Origin of the sequence: Bacillus swezeyi (assembly GCF_001969815.1) — a bacterium.
GTDB classification, from domain to species: Bacteria; Bacillota; Bacilli; order Bacillales; family Bacillaceae; genus Bacillus; species Bacillus swezeyi.
In genome coordinates, this window is sequence record NZ_MRBK01000004.1 from 80,702 (window position 1) to 100,145 (window position 19,444).

The 19,444-nt window shown below is 49.9% G+C and carries 12 protein-coding genes; all 12 read right to left on the reverse strand.

What is annotated here, in order from left to right; genetic code table 11:
• Positions 1–38: 38 nt before the first annotated feature.
• The gene (locus tag BTA30_RS03225) at positions 39–1,463 is read right to left on the reverse strand and encodes an MDR family MFS transporter (RefSeq protein ID WP_076759236.1); all 1,425 of its coding nucleotides are present in this window, start codon (positions 1,461–1,463) and stop codon (positions 39–41) included.
• A gap of 2 nt (positions 1,464–1,465) precedes the next feature.
• Positions 1,466–1,690 carry an MbtH family protein gene (locus tag BTA30_RS03230; RefSeq protein WP_076760232.1) on the reverse strand — a complete coding sequence of 75 codons (225 nt, stop codon included), beginning with the start codon at positions 1,688–1,690 and terminating at the stop codon, positions 1,466–1,468.
• A 21-nt stretch (positions 1,691–1,711) separates the two neighbouring features.
• Complete coding sequence (locus BTA30_RS03235; RefSeq protein ID WP_076759239.1) at positions 1,712–8,884, reverse strand: amino acid adenylation domain-containing protein; 7,173 nt, start codon at positions 8,882–8,884, stop codon at positions 1,712–1,714.
• Between the two features lie 15 nt (positions 8,885–8,899).
• The gene (locus BTA30_RS03240; protein WP_076759242.1) at positions 8,900–9,835 is read right to left on the reverse strand and encodes an isochorismatase family protein; all 936 of its coding nucleotides are present in this window, start codon (positions 9,833–9,835) and stop codon (positions 8,900–8,902) included.
• 24 nt (positions 9,836–9,859) lie between these two features.
• Entirely contained in the window at positions 9,860–11,485 is a 1,626-nt protein-coding gene (locus tag BTA30_RS03245; RefSeq protein ID WP_076759245.1) for a (2,3-dihydroxybenzoyl)adenylate synthase, read from the reverse strand.
• Positions 11,486–11,500: 15 nt separating this feature from the next.
• Positions 11,501–12,715: an isochorismate synthase DhbC gene (gene dhbC, locus BTA30_RS03250; protein ID WP_076759247.1), complete on the reverse strand. Its 1,215-nt coding sequence runs from the start codon at positions 12,713–12,715 to the stop codon at positions 11,501–11,503.
• A 26-nt stretch (positions 12,716–12,741) separates the two neighbouring features.
• The gene (locus BTA30_RS03255; RefSeq protein ID WP_076760234.1) at positions 12,742–13,521 is read right to left on the reverse strand and encodes a 2,3-dihydro-2,3-dihydroxybenzoate dehydrogenase; all 780 of its coding nucleotides are present in this window, start codon (positions 13,519–13,521) and stop codon (positions 12,742–12,744) included.
• 198 nt (positions 13,522–13,719) lie between these two features.
• Positions 13,720–14,568 carry an alpha/beta hydrolase gene (locus tag BTA30_RS03260; protein WP_076759251.1) on the reverse strand — a complete coding sequence of 283 codons (849 nt, stop codon included), beginning with the start codon at positions 14,566–14,568 and terminating at the stop codon, positions 13,720–13,722.
• A gap of 39 nt (positions 14,569–14,607) precedes the next feature.
• A complete protein-coding gene (locus BTA30_RS03265) occupies positions 14,608–15,627 on the reverse strand; it encodes a FecCD family ABC transporter permease (protein ID WP_076759253.1) in 1,020 nt (339 codons plus the stop codon).
• Positions 15,620–16,624 carry a FecCD family ABC transporter permease gene (locus tag BTA30_RS03270; protein ID WP_076759257.1) on the reverse strand — a complete coding sequence of 335 codons (1,005 nt, stop codon included), beginning with the start codon at positions 16,622–16,624 and terminating at the stop codon, positions 15,620–15,622. Before BTA30_RS03270 ends, BTA30_RS03265 begins: the two co-directional genes overlap by 8 nt.
• 22 nt (positions 16,625–16,646) lie before the next feature.
• Positions 16,647–17,600: an iron-hydroxamate ABC transporter substrate-binding protein gene (locus BTA30_RS03275; RefSeq protein ID WP_076759260.1), complete on the reverse strand. Its 954-nt coding sequence runs from the start codon at positions 17,598–17,600 to the stop codon at positions 16,647–16,649.
• Positions 17,601–17,690: 90 nt separating this feature from the next.
• Positions 17,691–19,286, reverse strand: a complete 1,596-nt coding sequence (gene btr, locus BTA30_RS03280; RefSeq protein ID WP_076759263.1) for a bacillibactin transport transcriptional regulator Btr — start codon at positions 19,284–19,286, stop codon at positions 17,691–17,693.
• Positions 19,287–19,444: the final 158 nt, after the last annotated feature.

Consider the following 19,444-nt stretch of genomic DNA (forward strand, 5'->3'; position numbering starts at 1 on the left):
TATAAACAAAAGCCCCTGAGAAAACCCAGGGGCTTTTTCTACTGCCTGCTCCCCGCAGCCGGCGCGGTCCGAGTAGAAGATGAAGAATGCACGGAGGCGTCTGCATCCCGCATCCTGAGTGCAAAGCATAAAGCAGTTAAAAGGAATCCGGCCGCACCGAGCAAAGCCGTCCGGTAAGCCGTAAGATCCGGCTGCAAATTGTCCGCATGTCGGCTCATGACGGCGAGAAGACAGGACATGATCGCGACACCAAAAGCAGAGCCGATCCGATTCTGAACATTAAATAATGTCGTTGCCCGCCCCATTGAAGCCGAGGAAATGTTGGCAAAAGTGACGATTTGAACTGCACCGACCGCATGCCCCAGGAAAAAACCCGCTAGGAATAGCAGCATTCTCAAAAACCACGGGTTTGACCCAGATCCTGTTAAACTAAGCAGCGCAAACATCAAAGCTGCACATAACAATGCAGCGGAGATCAGCCGGCGCGGCCCCAGCTTTGAAAGCGATCTGGGCATCAGCTGAGAAGCGAGCATCAGTCCAAGCGCTTCAGGAAACGTAATCAGCGCTGTATCCAGCGCCGAGTAATTCAGCGCCTCCTGATACATCAGCGGAAAGACGTAAAGCATGCCAAGCAATCCGGCGGCAGAGAACAGCGATATGATGCTCATCGTTTTAAAAGCCCGATCAGCGAACAAACGAAGATCGATCAGCGGTTTTTTAACCTGAAGCTCTACAAACACGAGGGCGGTCAAAAGAACAAGCCCTCCGATTCCGGCAGCAAGTACATCAGGCGAACTGAATCCCCGCACAGGGCCCTGGCTGAGTGCAAAAACCGTCAACGCCATTCCCGGTGCTGAGAGAAGAAACCCTGGAAGATCGAATCTCCCTGCCTCTGATTCAATATGTTCGTCAAGGTACAATAAACCAAACAGCAGAATCACGATTCCGATTGGAATATTAATGTAGAAAATCCAGCGCCATGACAGCTGATCCGTAAAAATACCGCTGATGATCGGCCCGAGCGCAGGAGCCACGGCAACCGGAAGAACAAGAACACGAGAGATTTTCGGCCTTTCCTGCGGAGGAAACGTCCTGAACAAGATCGCCATTCCCACCGGTGTAAGAAGCCCTCCGCCAGCTCCCTGGATGATGCGGAACAAATTTAAAGCAGCAAGATGATCAGCAAGTCCGCATAAGGCAGATGCCGCCGTAAACATACCAATCGCTATGAGAAAAATCCGCTTTGTCCCCCAGCGATCGCCGAGCCAGCCGGCAATCGGGAGACATACAGCAAGACTGACTAAGTATCCGATATTGACAATGCCGGCCGTTGACGGGGACGTCTGAAATTCTTGAATGATTGTCGGCAGCGCCATGTTGATGACGCTTGCGTCCATTGCGGCCATAAACATCGCCGAGACATATACGATACTGACAACCGTCCTCTGATTGAACGGTCTCATTTTCACTCGTCACCGCCGTGAACCCCAATAGCGGGCTTCAGACTGTTCGGCCGCAAATCGCGCCAATTCGAGCTGATATATTGAATACATTCGCTTCGGCTCGCTTCCTCAAAGACAGGAGTCCAGCCGGACGGCACATCAAGAAAGGCCGGCCAGAGCGAGTACTGGCCTTCGCTATTCATCAGAACAACATATGTGCCGCCTTCATTTTCAAAAGGATTCGTCATCATTCTCTCTCCCTTCTTTCTTTATCGGCTTACTTTAAAGGCATCTAATTTTTCCGCAAGGACGCGCCCAATTTCGGCAAGCGGGCCCGGCTGGCACAAATCTTTATGCCGGCAGTCTATATCATGCTTCTCAATCTTTCCATGAAGATAAGGGAGCCATGCTTCCGGCTCAATCGGGTCAAACCATTCCGGTATGACGGTTGATCTGAAGAACAGAAGATCCCCGTGATATGGCTGAGGCTTATAGGCGCTTAAAATGCGAACCGAATTCACATAGGTCTCCTTTAAGTTCAATATTGCCGATTCATCAAGACTTGCTAGCGCACTGCCGTCACGCCGCAAAATTTCGATCGCGCTGGAAAGCTCGAGCGGCTCCCCGTCAAGGCTATCCGGATCATATCCGCCTAAAGCCAAGAGGGCAATAAGCGCTTCCTGCTCGTCAGGAGCATCTTTAATCGGAAGGAAATGATTTGGATAAGCATCAAGCATGACGAGAAGAGAAACTTCTTCGCCCTGTTCCTGCAGCTGAGTTGCGATTGCATGAACAACATTGCCTCCGAGAGACCAGCCAAGAAGGCGGTAAGGACCGGCTGGCTGAATCGTACGAATATGGCGAATATAATCAGCAGCCATTTCATCCAATGTCTGTGGCAATGCCTCCTGTCTTGCAATGCCTCGGGCCTGAAGACCATAAATCGGGTACTCTTTGCTCAGAGACGTCATCATACCGGCGTAACACCAGCTCAAGCCTCCCGCAGGGTGCACACAGAACAGAGGCGGCTCGCTGCCGCCCGCTCTCAGCGGAAGCAGGACATCTAGCGCATTGTGGCTGCTGCCTGCCGCAATGCGTTCGGCAAGGCCGCTGACAGTAGGCGCTGCTAACAAATCACCGATACCAAGTTCGACGCCAAGTGCTTCGCGAATGCGGCTCATCAGCTGGACGGCGAGCAGAGAATGTCCTCCAAGCTCAAAGAATCCGTCATCAATGCCGATCCGAGGCAAATTCAAAATTTCTGAAAAGAGATCGCACAGTATCTCTTCCTGCGGCGTGCGGGGACCGCGTCCTTTGACCGCTGCTGTATATTCCGGTTCAGGCAGTGCTTTACGGTCAAGCTTGCCATTCGGAGTCAATGGCAGAACATCAATTTCCACAAGAGCGGAAGGCACCATGTAATCAGGCAGAGTACCAGAAGCATACCGGCGCAGCTCAGCGGGATCTGTTCCCGTTTCTGATGCAGGTACTATATAGGCGATCAAGCGCTTATCCCCCGGCTGGTCTTCCCGTACAACGACAGCAGCCTGATCCACTCCATCATGCTGAACAAGCACGGCTTCAATTTCACCCAGTTCAATCCGGAAGCCGCGAATCTTAATCTGCTGGTCAGCGCGTCCCATATAATCAAGAGAACCATCCGGGCGCCAACGGGCCAGATCACCCGTACGATACATCCGCATGCCGGGCGGTCCATACGGGTCAGCGACAAATCGTTCAGCCGTCAAGTCCGGCCTTCCCAAATAACCGCGGGCAAGTCCGCTTCCGGATACATAAAGCTCTCCGGCCACTCCCGGCGGAACCGGCTCAAGACATGCATCAAGCACATATACACCAAGATCAGGTATCCCGCGGCCGATCAGACTGTTGGCTTTTAAAGCCGCAATCTTCTGATTAAGGGAAATGTAGCTGACATGCACCGTCGTCTCCGTGATGCCGTACATATTGACCAATCTCGGGAAATGATCCGGATGGCGCTGATACCAGTCTTCCAGCCTGCTCAGCTCAAGCGCTTCTCCGCCAAAGATGACAAATCGCAGAGAAAGAAGCCTTCCGATTTCAGGATGATCGCGATCCGCCTGCATCAGTTGATAAAATGCCGATGGAGTCTGGTTGAGCACAGTCACACCTTCATTTACGAGCAGGCGCAGAAATTCGTTCGGTGAGCGACTGACGGCATGAGGAACCACAACAAGCCGCCCTCCATGCAGCAACGGGCCCCAAATTTCCCAAACAGAAAAATCAAAGGCATAAGAATGAAACATCGTCCAAACATCATCTGCGCTAAAATGGAACCATTGTTCCGTTGCTCCAAAAAGCCGGACAACATTCTGATGCGGGATCACCACCCCTTTTGGTGTACCGGTTGAACCTGATGTATAAATGACATATGCCGGGTGGAAAGGTGACAAAGGTTCAAGACGGTCGGCATCACTCGGATTCGTATCAGCACACTCTTTCAGTTCTTCTTTTATATGAGGGTCATCAAGCACAATTCGCGGAACAGCTCCTGCATCAGAAAGGTGTGAGTCCACCTCTGAATTTGTCATGATGCAGGCAGGCCGGGCATCCGCAAGCATAAAAGCGATTCTTTCAGCCGGGTAGTCCGGATCCAGCGGAACGTATGCCGCTCCTGCTTTGAGCACAGCCAGCAGACCGACAACCATTTCCAATGATCTTGGCAGCGCCAAAGCTGCGAATTGTTCAGGACCGATCCCTTTGGCAATCAGCAGGTGAGCCAGCCGATTCGCCCGCTTGTTGAGTTCGCCGTATGTTAGAACTTCATCTTCAAATACAACAGCAATGTTTTCAGGTTTCTCAGCGGCCTGCTTCTCAAACAATACCGGCAAACTTGCCTCAGGCAATTTCAGTGAATCTTTGTTCAAATTAGCCAGCATCATTTGGCGTTCTTCAGGCAATAGGATGTCAAGCCGCCCAATCGGCTGATCAGGAGCAGATGCGGCGGATTCCAGCAGTCTCACTAGTCTTGCAGTGAATGCTTCAGCCGTATCACGCTTAAATAAATCTGTACTGTATTCAAGGAATCCCGTAATGCCGGCCGGTATTCCGTCTGCATTACGATGTTCGCGAAGTTCAATCGTCAAATCAAACTTCGCGGCACCAACGCTTCGAACCTCAAGGGCGGATTGTAGTCCCGGAAGTTCAAGCACGGGTTCAGGCGTGTTTTGAAATGCCAGCATGATTTGAAAGAGCGGATGTCTGGCGCGCGACCGCGCAGGATTGAGAACTTCAACAAGACGCTCAAAAGGAAGATCCTGATGTTCATAAGCATGAAGATTGACTTCCCTTACCCTGGCGAGAAGATCGCGAAAGCTGGGATCACCTGATGTGTCAGTCCGCAGCACAAGCGTATTGATGAATAAACCGATAAGCCCGCCCAATGAGTCAGCACTTCTTCCCGCGATCGGGCTGCCGATCGGAATGTCGCTTCCTGCTCCCATTCTTGTAAGCAATGCGGCAAGACCCGATTGCAAAATCATAAACAGACTGACTCCGCTAGTGCGGGCCAAGTCGAGCAGACGGCTGTGCAGCTCCTTATCAAGCTTGAGTTGAATCGTGTCGCCGCGATAGCTTGATTCAGCAGGCCTTGGGAAATCAGTCGGAAGCTCAAGCTGGTCAGGCAAATGGTCAAGCGTCTTCGTCCAAAATGTCAGCTGCCTTGCAATCAGGCTATCCGGGTCGTTCTCACTGCCAAGCAGATTTTTCTGCCAGAAAGCATAGTCGGCATATTGTACGGGAAGCGGCTCCCACTCCGGAGCAGCGCCCTGGCAGCGGGTGTTATAGGCAGCTTCCAAATCACGGGTCAGCGGTGTCAAAGACCATCCATCACCGATCATATGGTGCAGAAGAAGCAGCAGAACATATTTGTTTTCCCCGAGCACGAAAAGCTGCGTGCGAAACGGCGGCTCTTCTGCTAGGTTAAAGCTGTAACTTACAGCTTCAGCAAGCACTTCCTCAAGCTCATTTTCGCCGACATGAGAAACGAGCAGTTCAGGGCGTGCCTTGGCGGGATCTAATATAAGCTGGCACGATGTCCCCTGCCTTTCGGGGAAAATCGTTCTCAGCGGTTCATGACGTTCTGCGACATCACCTAAAGCCGTTTCAAGCGCTTCTCGATTCAGCATACCGGACAAATTGACAACTACCGGAATATTGTAGGTAGGGCTTGGCCCTTCCAAACAGTGTAAAAACCATAAACGGCGCTGGGCAAATGAAAGGGGAATCTCCTCCTGGCGCTCGGCTTTCTCTAGAGGCGGCCGGACGCTCTGTGCCTGGTCAAGCTGTTTGGCCAGCCCTGCAGCCGTCGGTTCGTCAAATAAACGCCCGATTCCCAGCTCGGCTCCCAACACTTCACGAATACGGCCTACAAGCCGGCCGGCAAGCAGCGAATGCCCGCCAAGATCAAAAAAGCTGTCATCAATGCTGACACGTGATATCCCCAGAACCTCAGCAAACAGATCACACAAAATCTCCTCTTGCGGCGTCCTCGGCTCACGTCCGGAGGGTTGCGCACTCATCACGGGTGCCGGCAGCGCTTTTCGGTCAAGCTTACCATTCGGAGTATGCGGAAGCTCTTCCAGAATGACAAATGCCGATGGCACCATATAATCAGGAAGCGTTTCTCTGACATGCCGGCGAAGCTCATCCGGATGAGGGGCCGCTTCAGAAACCGGAACGATATAGGCAGCCAAGCGGGGATCTCCCGGCTGGTCTTCGCGCACGATAACAGCAGACTGCTGAACATCATGATGGCTGGAAAGCACCGCATCAATTTCTCCCATTTCGATGCGAAATCCCCGAATCTTAATTTGATGGTCTGCCCGCCCGATATAATCCAGAGAACCGTCTGAACGCCATCTTACAAGATCGCCTGTCCGATACATCCGAGATCCCGGCGCCCCGTAAGGATTGGCGATAAAACGCTCAGCTGTAAGTCCAGGCCGACCCAAATAGCCGCGCGCCACTCCTGCCCCGGCCACATAGAGCTCGCCTGCCACTCCCGGCGGAACAGGCTGCAAGCCAGCATCTAAAACATAGACTTGTGTGTTCCAAATCGGACGGCCGATTGAAGGGGCTTCTTTTCGGCCGTCGTTTACGAGCGCAGCAGACGTTGACCAGATCGTTGTTTCAGTCGGACCATATAGATTTGTAATCTCACAGTCTAGTTCTTGCAGATGAAGTGCAAGACTGCTTGGAAGTGCCTCGCCTCCGACAAGCACCCTGAGTCCGCGCAGCTTTTCAGGGACGCTTGTCGCCAATGCATGCCATAGTGTCGGTGTGGCCTGCATGATCGTGATGTCTTGATTTTCAAGCATGCCCGCCAAAGCAGGGGGATCTTGAACGGTTTCCTTATCAGCAATAATGAAACAGGCGCCGCTGATCAACGGCAGGTAAATTTCCAATGCTGAAATATCAAAGGCGATCGTTGTGACCGCCAAGAGACGATCATGCCTCTGAAGGGAAAAAGTCTCCTGCATCGACAAAAGAAAATTGCATAAACTTTCAGCTGATACAACGACTCCCTTAGGCCTTCCGGTCGAACCCGACGTATAAATCATATACGCAGGCTGAAGAGATAACCGCTTGCCATGTTGATCAACATCAACCGGATTTTCGGCGGAATAATCGTTGATTTTATTGACTGCGTCTTGTTCATCAATGATCATTCTCGGCACATCTGGATTTTCGGGAATATGAACTGCGGCCTCCCTGCTCGTTATGACGAGCATCGGCTGTGCATCGCTGAGCATATAATCGATCCGGTCAGCCGGATATTCTGGATCGATAGGTAAATAAGCAGCCCCAGCCTTCAGCACGGCAAGCATACAGATCACCATTTCCGCTGATCGGGGCAGAGCCAAAGCAACAAACCGCTCCGGTCCGGCCCCTCTTTCCATCAGCAGATGGGCCAGCCGATTCGCCCGTTCATTCAATTCGGAATAGCTGAGTACATCGTCCTTAAACACCACTGCCGGCGAATTCGGGTATTCTTTCACCTGCATTTCAAATAATTGAGGTAGTGTGCTTTCAGGGAGCACTTGATCAGTTTTATTCCATTTGGTAAGAACCTGATGACGTTCCTCAGGCAGCAGCAGCTCTATTTTTCCGATCGGCATATCTTGTTCAGCATCGGCGATTGTTTTCAGAAGAATAAGAAAACGGTGCAGGTGTTGATCTAATTCATTGACATTGTACACGGCGGGATTTGCGTCCATGTTCACCTTTAAGCCGCTACCGCCGGGCCTTCCGTAAATATTAATCGAAAGATCGTCCACAGGCCCCGTCGCAAGATTGTGAACAACCCCTTGATAACCGGCAAAATATAAATGATCGCTAAATGGCATCAGATTAATCTGCGGACCGAACAGCCGCTGATTTTCACCAAGCAGTTTAAGGTCGCGCCTCAGCTCTTCATGGCGATAATGCTGGTGGCGCCGAATCTGAACAATTTCCTCTGATACCTGCTTCATAAGCTGGGCCGTCCCCATCTCCGGCCCCACTGACAGACGAAGGGGCAGGAGATTCATGACCATACCGGGAATATTTAGAGAACCCGTACCTAAACGGCACATCATCGGCAATCCGAGAACAACATCCTTGGCGCCTGTCAGACGATGGACGTAAATGGCGGCTGCTGCGATTACCGCTTCATGCCAGTTTGCTCCCGTCAAGCTTGCTGCAGACAGGAGACGATCGGCATTTTCCGCAGGAAGATGTGCAGAACGGCGAAGAAAGCTGGAAGAAGTCCTTGGGGCTCTGTCGGCAAGGCTGACCACCTCCGGCTCATCACTAAAGCGCTCCAGCCAAAATTGGCGGTCCTTTTGGTATTGATCTGACGAACGGTATACCGAATCTTCCTTGAGAACCGAATCAAGAGGCCCAAAGGCTCTGTCATGATCAGACTTCCCCTGTGCAAGTGCGGTATACAATTTTGACAGCCGTTCGGCTATCAGTGTAAAACTGAATCCGTCAGTTGCGATATGATGTGTTCGCTGATACCAGTAGAACAGGTCGGGTGCCGCTTTAAAAAGCGCCTCTGTAAAAAGAGGCCCGCGGGTCAGGTCGATCGGCCGGGAAAGATCTTCCCTCATCCATGCTTCAGCCGCCTTCCTCGGGTCCGGCTTTGCACTGACATCAATGAAATGAAGCGGAAAATCTGATGATGGCTCGATCACCTGCCATGGCCCTTCCTTATCTTCCCCGAATCGGGCATGCAATGTATCAGCTTCTTTAATGACATGACGAAGCGCTTTCTCAAATAGCTCCGGATCAACCGGACCGCTGATTTCTACGTATTCAGCGGTATTATAGACCGGATTTTGCGGATCAAGCTGCTGTGCATACCAAATGCCGGCCTGTGCTCCGGTTAACGGCCTGCGGTTTTCTTGACATTCAGGCATTTATGGCAACCTCCTTCATTGATAGTCTGCATTTGGCAGTGATGTTTCTTTAGAGGAAGACAACAGTCTCCACCAGTTTTCAATCGTCGGCTCCTCGGCCAGCTCCACAAAAGTCACCTCTGCCCCGGCACGCCGCCAGCGCTCGGCAAGACTCATTATTCTGACTGAATCGAGCCCGCGATAAATCAAATTTTCACTGTCGCTAATATCGGCTGGTGATTCAAGGAGAAGCGCGGCGATTTGTTCGCGTATGATTTGTTTTGACAGCCTTTCTGCATCTTCTCTTACGCCCTCGTCATTTGCAGAATCCCGCCCGTTTTTCAGTTCGTTCAGAAGGTTTTCGGCGGTGACGGTGACAGCACAGCGGTCAGCTGCATAAGAGATCGCCATTTCATGATGTTTTAAAGAGAAATCCGCGACCGCATCCGCTACAAAAAACGTCTCTATATCTTGCATAAACGCATCACATGCCGTCATGAGACAGCCGATATGCGCATAAACCCCCGTGACGATAAGCTGATCGCGGCCCTGTTCCTGGAGAATGCCTAAGAGATTGGTTTTTCTAAAGGCGTTGTACCTCCACTTCGTCAGAACGATGTCGCCTTCATTCGGTTTAAGCTTCTCCACGATTTTCTGCCCATCTGGACCCGGTCCGATTCCAGATCCCCAAAAGTCCTGAAGAAGCCCCCGCTCTTCCGGTGTCTGTCCGCCAGGCTGAGCCGTATAGATGATAGGTATGCCAAGCTCTGCGCATTGTTCTTTCAGCATTTTAATATTTGCGAAAAGCTCTGTCATCGGAGATTCGCCTAAATTGTAGGCATCGATAAAATATTGCTGCATGTCATGGATGAGAAGTGCGGCACGCTTCGGATGAGGCGTCCAGGACACCTTGTTTTTCGGCAGATCTGACGCTGTTGGCATTTGGTACGGTAAGATGGCAGGAATGGCCATCAAATCACATCCTCTCGATTTTTATCATTGCCGCGCGTCGGCGGCTGACATCATTTTTTCAACAATTGCCTCACGCAATGCTTTTTTGCTGACTTTTCCTACACCTGTCTGTGGAAATGCTTCGACTATTTCCACCCGGTCAGGTATTTTATATGCTGCAAGCCCGCGTTCTCTCAGAAACACTTTTATCTCTGCGGCAGCAGGCGGGGTGCTGCGCGGGATGATATATGCACATGTCCTTTCTCCAAGAAACTTATCAGGCATTGAGACAACCGCGGCATCATGTACGGAAGGATGAGCAAGCAGATGATTTTCTACCTCCTCCGCCGCGACTTTTTCTCCGCCTCTGTTAATTTGGTCTTTAGAACGACCTTCAACAATTAGATAACCTGATGAGTTTACCTTGACCAGGTCGCCTGTTCGGTAAAATCCATCTGCGGTAAAAGCTTTAGCATTGTGCTCCTCAGCTTTGTAATAGCCGCGAATCGTATAAGGTCCTCTTGTCAGCAGTTCGCCGGTTTGTCCGGGTTCGACTTCGCATCCGTTCTCATCTACAACCTTAATCTCATCAAATGGAGACATCGGCCTGCCTTGTGTACTGATGATGATTTCTTCCGGATCATCAAGTCTGGTATAGTTGACCAGACCTTCTGCCATGCCGTACACCTGCTGCAATGTGCAGCCGAACACTGATTTTACGCGTCCGGCAGCTTCAGCGCTGAATTTGGCTCCGCCGACTTGAAGAACTTGAAGGCTTGAGAAATCATTGCGGCGCGACGAGGCGGCTTCAAGCCAGATTAAAGCCAGCGGCGGAACAAGCGCTGTTATTGTAGCCCGTTCCCTTTCAATCAAAGGAAAGGTTTCATCAGGACTTGATCCTTGCGCAAGAACGACTCTCCCTCCCGCATACAATGTTCCAAGCACACCTGGTGAACTAAGCGGATAGTTATGTGCTATCGGAAGAGCGGCTAGATACACGCTGTCATGATCAAGGCGGCAAATATCAGCGCTGAGTCTCAGACTGTATATATAATCATCATGGGTTCTCGGTATCAGCTTGGATCGTCCAGTGCTTCCCCCGGACAATTGAAGAAAAGCCACATCGCCGGGACTCACCTCTGGATAACCGGCCGGACCGGCTTGCAGATCGCGAAGCGCCTTAAATTCTTCCGAATCGCCGGCGACAATGACATGGCGCAATCCTTGAACCTTATCACAAACCTCTCTCGCCAGCCGGCGGTAGTCAAACCCTGAGTGAACATCCGGGATCACATATGCAGCCGCATCAGAAAACTCGCAAAAATAAGTGATTTCACTGTGCCGATGCGAAGGAAGAGCAAACACAGGCAGCGCACCGATTCGAAACAGCGCAAAACAAACCTCAAAAAATTCGATGATGTTTGGCAGCTGCACGACGACACGGTCTTCCTTTTGAATGCCAAGCCTTAAAAAACCTGCTGCCAAAAGATCGACTCTCTCATCCAATTCTTTGTAGCTCAGATGGGTGTCCTCGCATGTTATTGCAATGCGGCTGCCATGTTTGTCAGCGCGTTCCCTCAGCATTCCTCCAAATGTTTCGCCTCTCCAGCATCCCTCCTTCCGATACTTGTCTGCAAACTCTTTCGGCCATGCCGGGCATCCCGTCAGCATGTTCATCTCCCCCTATTATTCACTGTTCATTCCCATTGCACGAAGCATTGTGCGAAACTTTGCTGATGTCTCGGCCAGTTCATCTTCCGGCTTTGATCCGGCTACGATGCCTGCTCCAGCGTACAGACGAAGGGCGCGTTCTTCCGCCTCAGCACAGCGGATCGTCACCACCCATTCTCCATCGCCTTCAGAATCGCACCAGCCGACCATACCTGTGAAAAAGCCGCGTTCGAACGGCTCAATTTTTTTAATTGCCGCTCTTGCGAGATCCGTCGGTGTGCCGCAGACAGCTGGAGTCGGGTGAAGAGCCGCTGCCAGCTCCAATGATGATATAGAAAGGTCTGTAAGCTCTCCTTTGATTTCTGTAGATAGATGCCACATCGTCTCCGTAGTGATCAGCGATGGCTCTGACGGAACGTCCAGCGTCCTGCAAAATGGTCTGAGAGCGGAAGCGACCGCTTCAACCACAACCGCATGTTCATGACGGTCTTTTGCAGAAGCAAGCAATTCGGCTGCCCGCCTTTGATCCTCATGCGGATCATGGCTTCGGGGCCTTGATCCTGCTAAAGGATTGGCAGAAACCCGAAATCCGGATCTTGAAACAAGCAGCTCCGGACTGGCTCCAATCAAGGTTCTCCGCACGGTTTCAGACTCTCCTCCTGCCCGTTCGGACACATCGACAGCAAAGGTATAACCGCGGGAATTGTGCCGGGCAAGACTGTTTAGCAAATCGCCGATATCGATCTTTATCGGTGACGTCAAATGCAATGACCGGGAAAGTACGATTTTGCTGAAATCGCCGGCGGCTATACCGGCCAATCCCTGTTTTACTCCGTTCATATACTCCTCCGGTGCTGGCACCGGCTGTATGTCATAGCCAAAAGTTGCACACTCCGGCTGTTTTGGCTCGTCCTGATCAAATGTCAGCGGACCCGCATGCCAAACCTCGTCAGGCACGGTAAGCTGCACAGGCTTTGTTTCATCAAAAGGCACTGCACCGACAACGATAGGCCTTTTCTGGCCAGCCTGTTTGGCTTGTCTGAGAACCGCATCAGCTCGCTGAGTCAAGTTCTCCATCTGGTTCAGACCTTCCGCTTCAGGAACGGCAGCAAAAACGCCTTCCGCCAGAATGGTTCGTTCAGGAGAAGAAAAGAAGAATGAAGCCCCAGTTCGATATTCTTTTAGAAGCTGTACAGCAAGCGATTCCGTGACTATATGACGTTCCATCATAAAGCAAAACCTCCTTTAAAATTGAATCAAACGCCCAGAGTAGCTCCCCCGTCTACGCGCAGATCATGCATCGTGATATGGCGGGCGCTGTCTGACAGCAAGAAAACAACGGCATTAGCGATATCCGCCGGCATCGCTAATTTTCCGAGCGGAATGCCTGTCTTAAATGTTTTGAGTGATCCTGCAATCACGCTTTGAGCAGCGTCTTGCCCCCGCCAAAGCGACCTCTGCATCGGAGTATCCGTTGACCCGGGCGATACGATATTGCAGCGGATATTGTACTCGGCCAGCTCAAGCCCAAGACATTTCGTGAACATTAAAGCCGCTGCCTTTGAAGCCGCATAAGCTGACATCTGCATGCGCGGCACCGCCGCTGCATTCGATCCAACGGTCACGATTGAACCGTATCTGCGCGGAATCATGCGGCCTGCTACTGAGCGGGATACGTTAAAAACCCCGGTAGAGTTGACGCGGAACGTCTTTACCCAATCTTCATCACTTAAAGATGTGATCAAACCGGTCCGTAGAATACCTGCAACATTGACCAGCATGTCTATCGGGCCGAGATCGCGCTCGATTTTGTCCACAAGCTGATCAACAGCGGTGCTGTCACCCACATCAACGACAAAATCGGCAGCTTGCAGACCTTTTTTCCTCAGATCTTTCACGAGTTCTAGAAGCCCTTCCCCATTTTGATCTATTGCTGCAACAAACACTCCAAGTTCTGCAAGCACCCGGGCTACCTCTTCACCAATCCCTTGGGAAGCTCCGGTTACTAAAGCAACCTTGCCTTTCACTCTCATCATTTCCTTTCCTGAAATCCGAATCCTTAAAACTAATTGATAATGATAATCATTATCGCTCAAAAATATAATATACCAATAAATGCTAACGGTCAAATCATTTTCGATTTTAACTCCGTAACTGCTATGGTATATTGACTTTTTATGTCGATTATTCTTTTTATAAAAGCATGGGCGATAAAGCTCGCCCACTGCTTCATATCAGCCTTGTCCATCAGGACTTAAGGCAAATCGCAATGCTTTGCTGATCAATACAGGCAAGACCGAGATATGGCCTTCCTCCTTAAATTCAATGAACTCCGCGCTGACCCCGCAGTGTTCAAGAGCTGATAAGCGCTCTGCCAGCTTTATTGCATTGTCGTTCATCCTGCTCTTATGCGTTTTCTCCAGTTCTCCCGCTCCAAGTAATACATTGACTTTGACATCAGTTTCTTGCAGGCGGGAAACAAATTCATGCTCCTCATCAAAAAACAGCTTATTCCAATGAATTGATGGACTGCCTGCGATGTATGTCTGAAATAAAGCGGGCTTTGTAAACAGAACTTGCAGGACAAAAAGACCGCCGAGGGAATGGCCGAAGATGGCCTGCCTCTTCGCATCAATGTTGAATTCCTGTTCGATCACAGGCTTCAAGTGTTCCTCGATGAATGAGAGAAAGGCTTCCGCACCGCCCGGTTCAGGCCAATCTGTCCCATCGGGCCTTTGAGGCAGTTCTCTGCCTGGCATAGGCAGCGTAAAGTCGTAGTAGCGCCCCGGATCAAACGGAGCATCCGTCTCATAGCCGATGCCAACGATAACAGCCGGTACAACCCCCGTTTTATCCGGGCGGCGCCCCTGCATCCGCACCGCCTCGACCATCGTTCCGAATACTGAATTGGCATCAAGCAGATAGATAACCGGATATCCCTCAGGAGGCGGTTCTCCATGGGGCCTTCCAATAAAAATCCGGTAGCTGCGTTTTCCGTCTTTTGAACGCATGAGACGCTGTTCTGTGCCTGGGATAGCAACGGGCGAAGCTTTGACAGCCTGATCATGTTTTTCTTGAACCATTTGATTTCTCCCTCCCCCTCTGTGATGAAATCAGGCAGTCTAGTGCACCGCCTTTTTTTGTTTAAAAAGCAAGAATAAAAAGTAAGGCACCCCGAAAATGGCGAGAATGATACCCGCGGGAACTTCCGACGGCTGAAACAGCAGTTTGCCGGCAAAATCGGCGCATAGCACGAGAAACATGCCGACAAGTCCGCTTAACAGCAATGAGTGACGATGCAGCACCCCTGCCAGCCTCCGAGAAATATGCGGAGCAATCAAGCCGACAAATCCCATGCTTCCCGAAATCGCTACACAAGCGCTGATAATGCCGACGCAAGCGGTAAGCAGCACCATTTTTTCTGTATTGGAAGACACGCCCAGACTCTTGACGGTATCTTCATGAAAACGAATCGTGTCCAGCAAATTGCTCTTTGCGAGCAGAAACGGAATCAAAAGCAAAAGCCACGGCAGTGCGGCTTGAATATATGTCCAGTTCGCCGACCAGATGCTCCCGTTTTTCCAAACCATCGCCATTTCATGATCGTTCGGATTCATCTTTAACGATAAGTACAGCGAGACAGCGCTGAAACCCGAATTGATTGCGATTCCAACCAGAATAATCCTGCCGGAATCCAGGTTTCCGCCGTGCCATGCAAAGATAAATATAAAAACGGCCGCCAAAATTCCGCCGATCAAGCCGAAGAAAGGCATTCCCATTGCAGCCAGGAGGCTCGTCGTTTCGGTCTGGCCTTGAAAAATAAGTAAATAGCCGACAATCGCTGCCCCTGCTCCCGCGTTAATCCCCAGTATACCGGGATCAGCCAAACCGTTTTTTGTCATCGCCTGAATCACAGAGCCGGCAATGCCGAGTCCAAGACCGACCAAAGCGGCCGTCACGATGCGGGGAAGTCTTAATTCAAAGAGCAAAATGCTGTATTGCTCATTCGGATTGATTTGAAAAAGGGTTGATAACAGCTCCGCCGGATGAACGGAGAAAGACCCTATCGTTAGGCTGACATAACAGACCGCAAGAATCAGCACAATAAATACAGCATAGATGGCCGCTACTTTTTTAGGCACGCTGCTCCCCTCCTTTTCGCTTGATCAAATAAAGGAAGAAAGGAACGCCAATGATTGAAGTGACGACTTCAATCGGTGTCTCAAACGGGTAATTGATCAGCCGGCTGACAAGATCGGCCAGTGTCAAAAAGACTCCGCCGATGATGCAGGAACAAGGTATTAACCGGCTGTAGTCCGAACCGACGAGAAACCGCGTCATATGCGGAACGACCAAGCCGACAAAGGCAATCTTCCCGGCCAAGGCGACAGAGCTTCCTGTCAAAAGCACAACCGCAGCCATCGCTGCGATTTTGACGGTCTTCTTCTGCTGCCCAAGACTTTCAGAAATATCGTCCCCAAGTGATAAAGCCGTTACTTTCTTGCTGAGAGAAAGAGCCAGGATGATGCCCACAATCATAAAAGGGACGGCATATATCAAAAGTTCCGGACTCATTTGGTGCAGCCTGGCACTGTACCAAAAGCTGACATCTTGAGAAATTTGAAAATAAATTGACATCGCTGCCGATAAACTGCTGAGCAGCATGCTTGTAACTGTTCCGATAATCGCAAGCTGAACGGGCATAAAACCGTTCGGAATCACCGAAGCCAAACCGAAGACAAGGGCCGCTCCGACAGCTGAGCCGATAAATGAGTATCCCATCAGTTCAAGAGATGTTGATTGCGGGATCAACACCATCAAGAGTGTGATGATAAACGCCGAACCGTCGGAAACACCCATGATCGATGGTGAAGCGAGATAATTCCGGGTGACGCCCTGCATCAGAGCCCCGGACACGGCCAGCGCCGCCCCGATCAAGAGAGCGCCGGCGGCCCGAGGGAGCCGGGAATGCCAAATGATTTGGTGATCTGTGTTTCCTGGATCAAAATGCAGCAATGCCGAAAAAATCACTTCACCATCCAGCTGCTTTGCGCCGTAGCAGACGGACAGAAAAACAGACAGTATCATGGCAAACGGAGCAGTAATTATGATGATGCGGGTTATTTGCTTTGAATGCATAATGAAAAACCTTTTCTATTGATTAGTTTTGTGTTAATTTTTCAGCTGCAGCTTTTAAAAACTGAACCTTGCTCCAGGCTGTTCCTCCCTGTGCAAGCGGGTCTACTGCATTGACGAATACATGGTCCTCTTTTACTGCTGATATGCTTTTCCAAATCGGATTTTTCTCTAAATCTTTAAGTGCATTCGGCTTATCCGCATTCTCATCATCAGAAAATTGAACAAACATATAGTCCGGATTCATCTCGCTTAATTTTTCTAAAGAAATCAGTTCCTGGGCTTTCGCTGCTTTTACTTCCTTAGGAGCTGTGAAGCCTAATTCACCGTACAATGTTGAGTTGAAAAAGACGTCTTCCGGGTAAATAAAGATATTGCCTTGTCTGATTCTGACAATGAGCGCTTTTGTATCCTTCGCCGTTTTCTCCAGTTTGGTTTTTGCGTTTTTAAGATCGGTTTCATAATCTGAAATAATCTGTTTGGCTTTATCTTCTTTACCCGTCAGTTCAGCAAGCAGATTTAAATTACCTTTCCAGTTTGATGAAACGTGGGATACGGGAATCGTTGTGGCAATGTTATCAAGCTTTTTCACCACTTTTTCGGGAAACTTCGTTGAAGCCAAAATGACATCCGGTTTAAGCTCAAGGATTTTTTCTAGATTCGGTTCTGTTTTTTCGCCGACTGCAGTTGCTTGATCAGTAATGCTTTTAAACAGATCCGGGAACTTTCCTGAGAAGGAAATCGCGCCGATTGGATGAATGTCCAGAAGCTTTGCATCTTCCATCGATTCAACACTTCCCGTGATCACGATTCGTTCGGCTGGAACGTTCACTTTGTATGTATGATCGAGATATTGGACGCTTTTCTCAGCTGTTTCTGAGCTTTTTGCATCAGTCCCCGCTTTTTCTTTGCTGTTTCCGCATCCTGCTGCGGCAAAAGCAAGAAGCAGAATAAATAAAAAGATCGACATTTTTCTCATCTATCTGAGACCCCCTGTTTAATTGATAACTATTATCAATTAAAATTATAGGTAAGCCTCTTCGATAACACCATGGACAATATCCGGCAATTAAAATGGATTTTTTCCGGACAACAGTGGAACCGCTTGGCGAATGATCCGTTCATGGCTGCAAGCCGTATATTCTCGCCAAGGATCAGACTTCACTTGATAAACCCGCTGATGTCGCACCGCTTTTAAATCCTGCCATTGGGCTGACTGCTGAAGCTGCTGGTAGAACGCCAGTGTTTCCTGCTCTTTGAAAACGAAGATCATAATCAAGTCCGGCTGATATGCCGCAATCATTTCGAGAGAGATTGCCCGATCAGTCGGTTCATCCAAGGAAACAGCCGATTCCAAGCCCAAGTCGCCAAAAAACACATCCTGGACAGATCGGTTGTGAGCAAAATAAATTTCATGTTTATGCAGCCGCAGGAACAAAAAGGTTTGCTTCCCGCACACCGGGTAAAGCGCCTCTTTTGCCGACTCGGTCAGCCGCTCATAAGACGCCATCCATTTGCGGGCTTCTTCCTCTTCATCAAGATGCGAAGCGGTCAGCATAAAATGCGTTCGCCAATTTTCCTGTGAAGGGAGATAGATGACATCGGCGATTTGATTCAGCCGCCCCCGTTCTTCTTTCGAAATGCTATCCATGCTGACAATCCGTTCAGGAGCAGCATCTGACAATGTGCTCAAATTCTCTTCCCATGGTTCATGAAAACGGTATGCGCTGAGATGAACCGGGATATCTGCCGCATAATGCTTGTAATAATGGGATGTCCACTTCGGATGGAGCGAAGCGGCATAAGGAATGAGATGGAGCGGAATGAGCTGTCCGATCGTGTTTTGACCGTAAGCAGCCAACTTCCTGCGCCTTTTTTTCATGTAAACAGTAGGAGATAAACCGGTATGCTTTTTAAATGTCCGGCTGAAATAGAATTCATCTTGATAGCCGGTCAAGCTCGCAATTTCCCTTAGCTTGTAGCTGGCTTTGGCCATCAGCTGCTTCGCTTTTGTCATCCGCGTTTCCGCGATAAATTCTGTCACGCTTTGCCCGTACAGCTTTTTAAATGTTTCACTGTAATGCTTTGCACTGATCCCGGCCATTTGCGCGAGCTGATCAAGCGTGAGTTGAACATCTGAATGAACTTCAATATACTCTTTTGTTTTGGCGATGGCTGATGAAGTATCCGCGGGATGAACCAGTTTTGCCGAGTAGATATCATATAGAAGATGCTGCAGTTCGACCTGGCATTTCATCTCCTGAAGCGCCGTTGAAGCCGGCCATAAAGCGGAAAGTTCCTGAAGACGGGAGGCAAGATGTCCAACAGAATGAACATTCATCATCTGCAGACCAGAAAAGGCGTCAAGATTCGTTTCGGCAACCAGTGTTTGCCGCTGTTCATCGTAGAAATACGCCTGCAGCCTGACGAGGTAAACGCTGATTTCGTCCGAAAAAGCCGTGATCCCGAATGTTCCATAAGGAGGGCAGATATAGAGCGTTTCTTTTTGAAGCGGACGGCCCGCCGTTTGAATATCAATTTTACCTTCACCCTTCAAATGAAAAATAAAGACGAAAGAATCAGCAAGCTGCTGTTCATTTGGAAGGTCGCCGGTTTTTTTTATATGATCGATTCGCAAGAGACGATAGACATAAGAGGATTTCATGGAAAAACCGCCTTTCTGAAAACCAATAAATTTCACCCCAAAATTAAAAATGCCCCTGAACAAAATATGGTAAATTGGTTGCAGGTGTGACAACACAAAATACCAGTTTGCGAGGTGCATTTAACATCAAATATAGCTGAACATGCTGCTTTAGATTT

Coding starts and splice junctions, on each gene's coding strand:
- BTA30_RS03245 (WP_076759245.1), bottom strand. CDS start 11,485: ATGCTGACGGGATGCCCGGCATGGCCGAAAGAGTTTGCAGACAAGTAT.
- BTA30_RS03255 (WP_076760234.1), bottom strand. CDS start 13,521: ATGATGAGAGTGAAAGGCAAGGTTGCTTTAGTAACCGGAGCTTCCCAA.
- dhbC (WP_076759247.1), bottom strand. CDS start 12,715: ATGATGGAACGTCATATAGTCACGGAATCGCTTGCTGTACAGCTTCTA.
- btr (WP_076759263.1), bottom strand. CDS start 19,286: ATGAAATCCTCTTATGTCTATCGTCTCTTGCGAATCGATCATATAAAA.
- BTA30_RS03230 (WP_076760232.1), bottom strand. CDS start 1,690: ATGACGAATCCTTTTGAAAATGAAGGCGGCACATATGTTGTTCTGATG.
- BTA30_RS03240 (WP_076759242.1), bottom strand. CDS start 9,835: ATGGCCATTCCTGCCATCTTACCGTACCAAATGCCAACAGCGTCAGAT.
- BTA30_RS03275 (WP_076759260.1), bottom strand. CDS start 17,600: ATGAGAAAAATGTCGATCTTTTTATTTATTCTGCTTCTTGCTTTTGCC.
- BTA30_RS03260 (WP_076759251.1), bottom strand. CDS start 14,568: ATGGTTCAAGAAAAACATGATCAGGCTGTCAAAGCTTCGCCCGTTGCT.
- BTA30_RS03235 (WP_076759239.1), bottom strand. CDS start 8,884: ATGCCTGAATGTCAAGAAAACCGCAGGCCGTTAACCGGAGCACAGGCC.
- BTA30_RS03270 (WP_076759257.1), bottom strand. CDS start 16,624: ATGCATTCAAAGCAAATAACCCGCATCATCATAATTACTGCTCCGTTT.
- BTA30_RS03225 (WP_076759236.1), bottom strand. CDS start 1,463: ATGAGACCGTTCAATCAGAGGACGGTTGTCAGTATCGTATATGTCTCG.